The 9,012-nt window shown below is 73.0% G+C and carries 7 protein-coding genes and 1 pseudogene; 6 read left to right on the top strand and 2 right to left on the bottom strand.

Going from position 1 to position 9,012, the window contains the following annotated elements:
* The first annotated feature begins 82 nt into the window (after positions 1–82).
* Positions 83–688 carry a hypothetical protein gene (locus ACFWIA_RS04975; RefSeq protein ID WP_387000471.1) on the top strand — a complete coding sequence of 202 codons (606 nt, stop codon included), beginning with the start codon at positions 83–85 and terminating at the stop codon, positions 686–688.
* A 146-nt stretch (positions 689–834) separates the two neighbouring features.
* Here the strand turns inward: ACFWIA_RS04975 and ACFWIA_RS04970 are convergent, their stop codons facing one another.
* The gene (locus ACFWIA_RS04970) at positions 835–1,488 is read right to left on the bottom strand and encodes a response regulator transcription factor (protein ID WP_385485984.1); all 654 of its coding nucleotides are present in this window, start codon (positions 1,486–1,488) and stop codon (positions 835–837) included.
* 448 nt (positions 1,489–1,936) lie between these two features.
* Here ACFWIA_RS04970 and ACFWIA_RS04965 point away from each other — a divergent pair, with 448 nt between their 5' ends.
* Together ACFWIA_RS04965 and ACFWIA_RS04960 are read left to right on the top strand one after the other, a co-directional pair.
* Positions 1,937–3,001: a peptidoglycan-binding protein gene (locus ACFWIA_RS04965; protein ID WP_387000469.1), complete on the top strand. Its 1,065-nt coding sequence runs from the start codon at positions 1,937–1,939 to the stop codon at positions 2,999–3,001.
* Between the two features lie 324 nt (positions 3,002–3,325).
* Positions 3,326–3,958: a MerR family transcriptional regulator gene (locus tag ACFWIA_RS04960; RefSeq protein WP_387000466.1), complete on the top strand. Its 633-nt coding sequence runs from the start codon at positions 3,326–3,328 to the stop codon at positions 3,956–3,958.
* On the opposite strand, the gene ACFWIA_RS04955 is transcribed toward ACFWIA_RS04960, so the two are convergent.
* Positions 3,946–4,590, bottom strand: a complete 645-nt coding sequence (locus ACFWIA_RS04955) for a class I SAM-dependent methyltransferase (RefSeq protein ID WP_387000463.1) — start codon at positions 4,588–4,590, stop codon at positions 3,946–3,948. The two genes, ACFWIA_RS04960 and ACFWIA_RS04955, sit on opposite strands and share 13 nt — an antisense overlap.
* A gap of 149 nt (positions 4,591–4,739) precedes the next feature.
* Here ACFWIA_RS04955 and ACFWIA_RS04950 point away from each other — a divergent pair, with 149 nt between their 5' ends.
* The 3 genes and pseudogenes from ACFWIA_RS04950 (at position 4,740) to rph (ending at position 8,984) form a co-directional block, all read left to right on the top strand.
* Complete coding sequence (locus ACFWIA_RS04950) at positions 4,740–5,387, top strand: DedA family protein (RefSeq protein WP_387000461.1); 648 nt, start codon at positions 4,740–4,742, stop codon at positions 5,385–5,387.
* A 107-nt stretch (positions 5,388–5,494) separates the two neighbouring features.
* A complete protein-coding gene (locus tag ACFWIA_RS04945) occupies positions 5,495–6,136 on the top strand; it encodes an HAD family hydrolase (RefSeq protein ID WP_387000459.1) in 642 nt (213 codons plus the stop codon).
* Positions 6,137–6,333: 197 nt separating this feature from the next.
* Positions 6,334–8,984 (top strand): annotated as a pseudogene (gene rph / locus ACFWIA_RS04940) (rifamycin-inactivating phosphotransferase).
* The last annotated feature ends 28 nt before the right edge of the window (positions 8,985–9,012 follow it).

Below are 9,012 nucleotides of genomic sequence, written 5' to 3'. Positions count from 1 at the left end.
ACCTCGTATCAAGCGTCCTGGCTACGACAGCGCCCGGTCGCTGACGAAGCCGTAGGAACTCCCACGAGAGATGGAGAATGACATGCAAGGTGCCTCTGGCTATGGTCGCCTGGACGGCAACCGTACGGGCCGGCCGCGGCGGGCCCGGCTGTTCGCCTCCATGGTCGGAGTGACGGCCGTCGTACTGCTCGCGGGCGCTTGCTCCACCGACAAGGAAACCCCTGCCGACTCCGGTTCCTCCGCATCGGCGAAGGCCAAGGGGAAGGGGGGCGAGGCGGGCGAGAAGAGCACCCTCGCCTACGCCAAGTGCATGCGGGAGAAGGGGGTCAGCAACTTCCCGGACCCCAACGAGCAGGGCCGGTTGGACATCGACGGCACCAAGGTCGACATGAAGTCCGCCGTGGCGCAGGCCGCCGACAAGGCGTGCAAGCCGCTGCTGCCGCCGATGCAGGCCAAGCCGCCCGCCGAGGTGCAGGAGGCGTCCGTGAAGTACGCCAAGTGCATGCGGACCAACGGGGTGCCCAAGTTCCCGGACCCCAACTCCGAGGGCGGCATCGACATCAACGGCGACTCGCTGGGTGTCGACCCGAACAGCCAGGCGTACAAGGACGCCGACAAGAAGTGCAAGCCGATCCTGGACAAGGTCGCGAGCGGTCCGCGGGAGTTCCAGACGGGCGGTCCCAAGTAGCGTCCTCGGCGCTGCCGACGTCGCACCGCCCCGTCGTCCGGTCGGGGGGTGCGACGTCGCCCATGTGGGGTGGGAGCGGCGGCGCCGGGGTCGTACCGCCGGGTGCCTGTGGGGGGCGCCCGGCGGGCGCGCGTTCGGGCGCGGTGTCAGATCCGGTAGCCGCGCTTGGCCACCGTCTCGATGACCTGGGGGTCCCCCAGTTTGGCCCGCAACCGGCTGATGGTGATCTTCACGGCGCTGGTGAAGGGGTCGGCGGCCTCGTCCCAGACCCGCTGGAGCAGTTCCTCCGCGGAGACCGCCCGGCCCCGCGAGGCCAGCAGCAGTTCCAGCACCCCGAACTCCTTGGGCGCCAGCTCCAGCGGACGGCCGCCCCGGCTGGCGGTGCGGCGGGCCGTGTCGACCACCAGGTCGCCGTGGCGGACCACGGGCGGCACCGCCGGGTGCGCACGGCGGGCCAGCGCACCGATCCGGGCGACCAGCACCGGGAAGTCGAAGGGTTTGGCCAGGTAGTCGTCGGCGCCCAGGTTGAGCCCGTCGACCAGGTCCTCGGCGGACGCCTCGGCGGTCAGCATCAGGACCCGGCTCCGGCACCCGGAGGCGACCAGCTCGGCGCACACCTCGTCCCCGTGCAGCCCCGGTAGGTCGCGGTCGAGCACGATCACGTCGTACTCGCTGAACAGCGCCCGGTCGAGACCGTCCTGCCCGTCGAACGCGACGTCGACGGCCATCTGCGCCCGACGCAGACCGATGGCCACGGTCTGGGCCATCTCCTCGTCGTCCTCCACCACGAGCACTCGCACGCTGTAAGCCCCTTCGCCGCCGTACGCGTCGGACACGGGCATCCTGACGGGCCCGCACGGGATGTTTCTACCCCATGGCGGGGCCCGGGGTTCAATCAAGACATCCACCAACTCCCGTTCCCCCGAATGGCCGTGGCCGGGCGACGGCTCGTTCCGGTCGGTGAAACCCTGCCGAAACCGCCGTCCGCGTACAAAGGAGGGGTGACACAGTCCGGCGAGCTGTGGAGAGGTCCATGACAGTCATCGCGAACCCCGGGACCGACCGAGACCAAGCCCCCCGGGGCCGGTGGTGACCGCCGACGGCGCGGCCCCGGACCCGGTCGAGCAACCAGACCCGGACGGGCGGACCGCAGAGCGGACCGTCGCACCGGCCGAGCCGCAGTCATCGGTGGAGCCGGCGGCGGGGGCGGAGACGGCGGGGCGCCCACGGCGCCGGCGCGGACGGCGGGTGGCCACGGCGATCACGTTGGCGCTGGCGGTGGCCGGTGGCGCGGGATTCGTGTTCGCCGACCCCCTCGACAGCGGCGCGCAGGACACCGGCGCGACCGCCCGCGTCGACGCGTCGACGGCGGTGGCGAAGGTGACCCGGGGGGCGCTGGCCGTACGCACCCTCCAGAAGGGCACCCTCGGTTACGCGGGTGAGCACAAGGTGGTCAACAACCTCAGCGGCACCCTCACCGACCTGCCCTCGGTGGGACAGGTCGTCCGCCAGGGGCAGCGGCTCTACTCGGTGGACGACGAACCGGTGATCATGCTGAAGGGGTCCGTGCCCGTCCACCGGGACCTGTCCTGGGGGGCGGAGGGCCCCGACGTGCGGCAGCTGAACGCCGCGCTGGTCGCCCTCGGTCACGCCGACCGGGACGACTTCGAGGACGACCCCGACTACTTCGGCTGGTCGACGTACCGCGCCCTCAAGGAGCTCCAGGACGACCTGGGCGTCGAGGAGAACGGCGAACTCAAGCGCGGCCAGGCCGTGTTCGTGCCCGAGCGGGAGATACGCGTGACCGGTCTCGGTGGCTCCCCCGGCAGCGCCGCCGGGAAGGGCTCCGTGGTGGTGGAGGGCTCCTCGACCCGCCGTCAGGTGACCGTGGACCTCGGCGCGAGCCAGCAGGCGGACGTACGGGTCGGCGACAAGGTGAGCATCGCGCTGCCCAACGGCAAGTCCACCCCCGGGGTGGTCGCGTCCGTCGGGAAGGTGGCCGAGCGGGCGGGCGACGGCATGGCGGTCAAGGTGCTGATCGAGCCGACCGAGGCCAAGGCGACCCGGCGGTTCGACCGCGCCCCGGTCGAGGTGTCGATCGTCAACACCGAGGTGAAGGACGTGCTTTCGGTGCCGGTGCGGGCGTTGTTGGCCCAGCAGGGCGGCGGCTACGCGGTCGAGCGGGTCGACGCGGGCGGCGAACGCCGGCTCGTCCCGGTGGAGACGGGACTGTTCGACTCCGTCGCCGGGCGGGTCCAGATCACCGGTGAGGGGCTGGACGCGGGCCAGCAGGTCGTGGTCGCGGAAGCCTGAGCGGTCGCGGAAGCCTGAGCGGAATCCTGGGTCGGGCGCCGATACCCTCCCGAAACCCTCGCTCCGGTAGAAAGTTCACGAGACCTGTCCGGCCCGCCGAAAGGGCGGTGGGCCAGGCGGTGGACCGGGGAACCATCGAGCGCGCCCCGGTTCGGCGGTGCGGACCGGCCGGGCTGACATCCCCCGCAGCCCGGCCGGTCCCGCCGCCCTCCGTAGTCGGCGCCCTTGCAGTCGGCGCTGGTGCCGCCCCTGCCGCGCAGGGAGCCACTGACCGCGCTCCGGGTGCGTTGACCGGGCGAAACGGGTGCACAGTACGCTGACGCCATGCGTATCGGAGAGTTGGCGCAGCGCACCGGAGTGCCGATCCCCACGATCAAGTACTACACCCGTGAGGGCCTGCTGCCGCCCGGTGAACGCATCAGCCCCAACCAGGTGCGCTACGCCGATCCCCATGTGCGCAGGCTCAAGCTGATCCGCGCGATGCTGGAGGTCGGCGGGATGTCGGTGGCCGCGGTCCGTGAGGTGCTGGAGCGGGTGGACGTTCCCGGGCGCACCGTCCACGGGGTTCTCGGGGTCGCCCAGTCGGCGGTCAGCGGGTCCGGTGTCGCACGCGGTACCGAGGCGCAGCGGGAGCGGGCCGAGCGGGCCGCGGACGAGCTGGTCCGGCGGCACGGTTGGGCCGTCAAGCCGGGGAACCCCGGTCGCGCCGATCTGGTCCAACTCATCGTCACCTACCACGACTTGGACCGGGACGACCTGCTGACGCTGTTGGACGCGTACGCGACGGCGGCCGAGGGTCTGGCCCGGGCCGAACTGTCCACGGTGGCCGCCGTGCCCACCGTGGACGGCAAGGTCGAGGGCGTGGTGCTGGGTACGGTGCTGGGCGACGCGGCGATGGCGGCCCTGCGTCGGATGGCCCAGGAGAGCGCTTCGGCGCGGCTCGCTCAGCCCGGGTAGACGGGGCGGCCGTCGGCCGGCGGGCCCACCGGGACCAGGTGGTGCACCCGGGCCGGGGGGAGGTTGCGGAGCACCGTCTCGGTGCGGAAGCGGTGCCGTTCCAGGGTGCGGGCGATGACCGACTGGGTGCGCAGCGCGCGCCCCCGGGTGCCGGGGCCGGTGAGGGTGCGGCGCAAGGCGGGGAGCCCCGCGTAGGCGAAGAAGGAGAGGGTTCCGCCGGGGCGCAGCGCACCGAGCAGCCGGTCGAAGAGGTCGGTGACGGTCGGGGCGTCGAAGTTGGCGAAGGGCAGCCCGCACACGATCGTGTCGTACGCCCCGAGTTCGTGTTCCTGGACGAATCCGGTGAACAGCCGGACCCGGGGGTCGTCCGCGTACCGGTGGCGCAGCATGTCGGTGAAGCGGGGGTTGGCTTCGATCAGGTCGAGGGTGTCCCACGGGCCCATGGTGGCCCGTACGCGCCGGGTCACGGCGCCGGTGCCCGGGCCGACCTCCAGCACCCGGCGCGGATGGTCGGGGCTGGGGATCACGAAGCGGGTCAGGGCGCTGCTCAGGGAAGGGCTGCTGGGTGCGATGGCTCCGGTTTCCCGCCGGGCCCGGGTGAACTCCTGGAAGAACAGCGTCACTTCGGTCATGACCCCCACCTGGAAGTTAGTGATAGTGGAACTATCGATAGTGTAGGTTACTGCTTACGGGGGAGTGGCTCCGCCGGGGGCGGCGCCGAACACCGCCCGCCCGGCGGGCCCGCCCCTGGACGGACGACCGCAAGCCCCGGGGGGAAGCCATGGACCTCACGACGCTCCTGTCCTGGGTCGACGACACCGCACGACTCGCACCCCGCATGACGGAACTCGCCTGCTGGGCGTACGCGCTGCTGGCGGTCACCACCCTGCCGCCGCTGCTCCCCAACGGGCCGCTGCTCATCACCGGCGGGGTGCTCGCGGCCCGCGGTGAACTGTCCCTGGTCCTGGTGCTGCTCTCGGTCGCGGGCAGCGCCCTCCTCGGCGACCTGTTGCTGCACCGCCTCGCCCGGTCGACACGCCTCGGAACCCGCCGCCCGGGCACCTCCCGCCGCGCGGCCCGCCGCGACGAACGGCTCGCCCGCGCCGCGCAACACCTGCGCCGCCGGGGCATCCCCTTCGTTATCGGCGCCCGCTTCCTGCCCGCCGGCCGACTCCTCGGCCCGCTCGCGGCGGGCGCCGCCGGCTACCCCCTGCGCCGGTTCGCCGTCGGCGCCGCCCTCGCCGAAACCGTCTGGGCCGGTTACGCGGTCGGCCTCGGCTACTTCGGCGGCGCGCTCAGCGACGACCCCGCGCACGCCCTCGCCATCGGGCTGGCCCTGTCCCTGGTGGCGGCGGCCGTGGCGACCGCCGCTCAGCGACGCGCAGCGCACGGCGGACCCCCGCCCGGACGGCCCGGGGACGCACCCTGAGGCCCTGTGCCGTTCGGGGTCGCCCGCGTACGTGGTCCGAGTTGAATTCCCGCGCGCCTCGGCACGGCCCGCGGGGCGCGGGAACCGGTGGGGCCTATGTTCCGGTGGTGATCGAAACCATCCTGCTGGACGTGGACGAGACCCTGCTGCGCCGGGGCCGGTACTGGGACGGGTGGGCCGACTGGCTCCAGGTTCCCCGGCACACCGTGTCGGCGCTGGTGGGCGCGGTGGTCGCACAGGGGCGGGCCGCCGACGACGCGCTCCGACTGATCAACCCCGACATGGACGTCGCATCCGCGGCCCGCGCCCGGGAGGCCGCCGGCCGCGGGGAGTACCTGGACGAACGGGACCTGTACCCCGATGTGCGGCCCGCGCTGGGCGCACTACGGGAACGCGGCGTGCGGATCATCGTCGCCGGCGCGGCCAGCGTCCGGTGCGCCGAACTGCTGCGCGGGCTCGACCTGCCCGTCAACCTCGTGGCGGACACCGCCGAGTGGGGCGTCGCCAAACCGAAGGGCGAGTTCTTCGAACGGGCGCTCGCCCTCGCCGGGACGCCCGCCGCGACCACCCTCTACGTCGGTGACCACCCGGGCGACGACGTGTTCCCCGCCAAGGCCGCGGGGCTGCGGGTCGCGCACCTGCGGCGCGGACCCTGGGGGCACCTCTGGGCAGACGACCCCGATGTGGTCGCCGCCGCCGACTGGCAGATCGACAGCCTGATGCAACTCGGCGCCCTGGTCGGCGACTAGCCAGTAGCGCGACCGGTCGGGGCCGGCCACCGGCCCCAGTGACCCCGAACCCACAACAAAGGCAAGGAGAGCGCTCTCCTTGCCGTGCTCAACTTATAGCGCACCGGGGGGCTTGCCACAAGGCCCCGGTCCCGGCGGAAGATCGTCGACCGACGCCGCCAACAGGTGGCGCGACGGACGGGGAGGCGCCGGTCGCGATGACTGAGACGTACGTGCTGGATCTTCACGAGGTCGACGAGACGCTGCCCGCTGCCCAGCGCGTCGGCGGCAAGGGCGCGCACCTGGGCGGGCTGTCGCGGATCGACGGCATCCGCGTGCCGGACGGTTTCTGCGTGACGACGGACGCCTTCCGGCGGGTGATGGCGGACGTCCCGTCGATCGGCGACCGGCTCGACCGGTTGGCGCGGACGGACCCGGACGACCGGGAGGCGATCCGCACGCTCAGCGCTCAGATCCGCCGGGCCGTCGAAGGGACCCCCGTCCCGGACGACATCGCGCAGGCGGTCACCGACGCGCTCTCCCGGCACGGCGACCCGGCCGCCCCCCGTGCCGTACGGTCCAGCGCGACGGCGGAGGACCTGCCGACGGCCTCCTTCGCCGGGCAGCAGGACACGTACCTGAACGTGGTGGGCCCGGCGTCGGTGCTCCACCACCTCAGCCGCTGCTGGGCCTCGTTGTTCACCGAGCGGGCCGTGGTCTACCGGCAGCGCAACGGCATCGACCACCGCAGGTCCACATGGGGGTGGTCGTGCAGCGGATGGTGTTCCCGGACGCGTCCGGCGTCCTGTTCACGGCCGACCCCGTCACGGGCAACCGGAAGCTCGCCACCGTGGACGCCGGCTTCGGCCTCGGCGAGGCACTGGTCTCCGGTCTGGTCAACCCGGACGTCTTCGCGGTGCGGGACGGCGAGATCGTCGCCAGGACCGTCGCCGCCAAACAGCAGGCCGTCCACGCCCTGCCCACCGGCGGCACCCGGGTGGTGGCGGTCGACCCGCAGCGGCAGCGGCAGCCGGCGCTGACCGATGCGCAGGTCGTACGGCTCGTGCGGCTCGGGCGGCGGATCGAGGCGCACTTCGGCCGCCCACAGGACATCGAGTGGTGCCTGGTCGAGGACGGTTTCCGGATCGTCCAGAGCCGGCCGATCACCACCCTGTTCCCCGTACCCGTCGCCGAGGCCGGCGACCCGCAGAACCGGGTGTACGTCTCGGTCGGCCATCAGCAGATGATGACCGACCCCATGAAGCCCCTGGGCCTGTCCGTGTGGCAGTTGACGGCCATGGCGCCGATGCGGGAGGCCGGCGGCCGGCTGTTCGTCGACGCCACCGGGCGGCTCGCCTCGCCCACGAGCCGGGCCGGCCTCCTGGACCTCATCGGCAGGGGCGACCCGCTGGTCAGGGACGCGCTGGAGACCGTCCTGGACCGCGACGACTTCATCCCCCTGCTCCCGGACCCGGACCCGAGCGGGGCGCCGGCCGCGGACAGCGCTCCGCCCGCCCCGCTCGCGACGGACCCGGCCCTCGTCACCGAACTGGTCGCCCGTAGCCGGGCCTCCCTCGCGGCCCTGGAGCGCGCTGTCCGGACGAAGACCGGACCGGCGCTGTTCGCCTTCCTGCGGGAGGCGTTCGAGGAGCACAAGAGGGTGCTCGCCGACCCGCTGAGCCTTCAGGTGATCACGGCCGGGATGGAGGCCACCTGGTGGCTCAACGACCGCTTGCAGGAGTGGTTGGGCGAGAAGAACGCCGCGGACACGCTCACCCTGTCCGCCCCCGGCAACGTCACCTCCGAGATGGGACGGGAACTGCTCGACGTCGCGGACGTGATCCGCCCGCACCCGCAGGTGGTGGAGTACCTGCGGGACCTCGGGGACGAGGACTTCACCCAGGGGCCGGACGGACTGGGCGGGTTGGCGAAGCTGCCGGGCGGAGCCGAGGCGCGCGAGGCCCTGGCGGGCTATCTCGACCGGTACGGCATGCGCTGCGTCGGCGAGATCGACCTCACGCGACCGCGTTGGTGCGAGCGGCCCGCCACACTCGTTCCGGCGATCCTCGACAACGTCAGGAACTTCGGCCCGGGCGCCGCCGGCCGGCGCTTCGAGCAGGGGCGGCAGAAGGCACGGGAGAAGGAACGCGACGTGCTGTCACGGCTGCGGGCCCTGCCGGACGGCGACCGGAAGGCCGACGAGACCAAGCGGATGATCGATCGGGTGCGGACCTTCATCGGCTACCGCGAGTACCCGAAGTACGACATCGTCAGCCGCCTCCTGGTCTACCGGCGGGCCCTGTTGGCGGAGGCCGGGCGCCTGGTGCGGGCCGGCGTGCTGACCGGGCGGGACGACGTCTTCTTCCTCACCTTCCCGGAGTTCCACGAGGTCGTGCGCGCGCAGCGGGTGGACGACGGGCTGATCCGGCGGCGCAAGGAGGAGTTCCGGTCGTACGCCGCGCTCACCCCGCCCCGGGTGCTCACCTCGGACGGCGAGGCCGTCACCGGGGCGTACCGGCGCGCGGACGTGCCGACCGGTGCCCTGATCGGCCTGCCGGTCTCCGCCGGGACCGTCGAGGGCAGGGCGCGGGTCGTCCTCGACATCGCGGAGGCCGACCTCGAAGCGGGCGACATCCTGGTCACGACCTTCACCGACCCCAGCTGGTCGCCGCTGTTCGTCGGCATCGCGGGCCTGGTGACGGAGGTGGGCGGCCTGATGACCCACGGCGCGGTGATCGCCCGGGAGTACGGCCTGCCGGCCGTGGTGGGCGTGGACCGCGCCACCCGGCTGATCCGGGACGGGCAACGCATCCGCGTGCACGGAACCGACGGTCACGTCGAGTTCCTGCCCTCCGCTGCGGGTGCGTGATGCCCGGGCCGCCCGTAGGCTCGCAGGC

It is taken from the genome of Streptomyces sp. NPDC127068 (assembly GCF_042724695.1).
Lineage (GTDB): Bacteria > Actinomycetota > Actinomycetes > Streptomycetales > Streptomycetaceae > Streptomyces.
The sequence above is the reverse complement of the archived record's forward strand: the minus strand, read 5'-3'. Positions and strand labels throughout refer to the sequence as shown.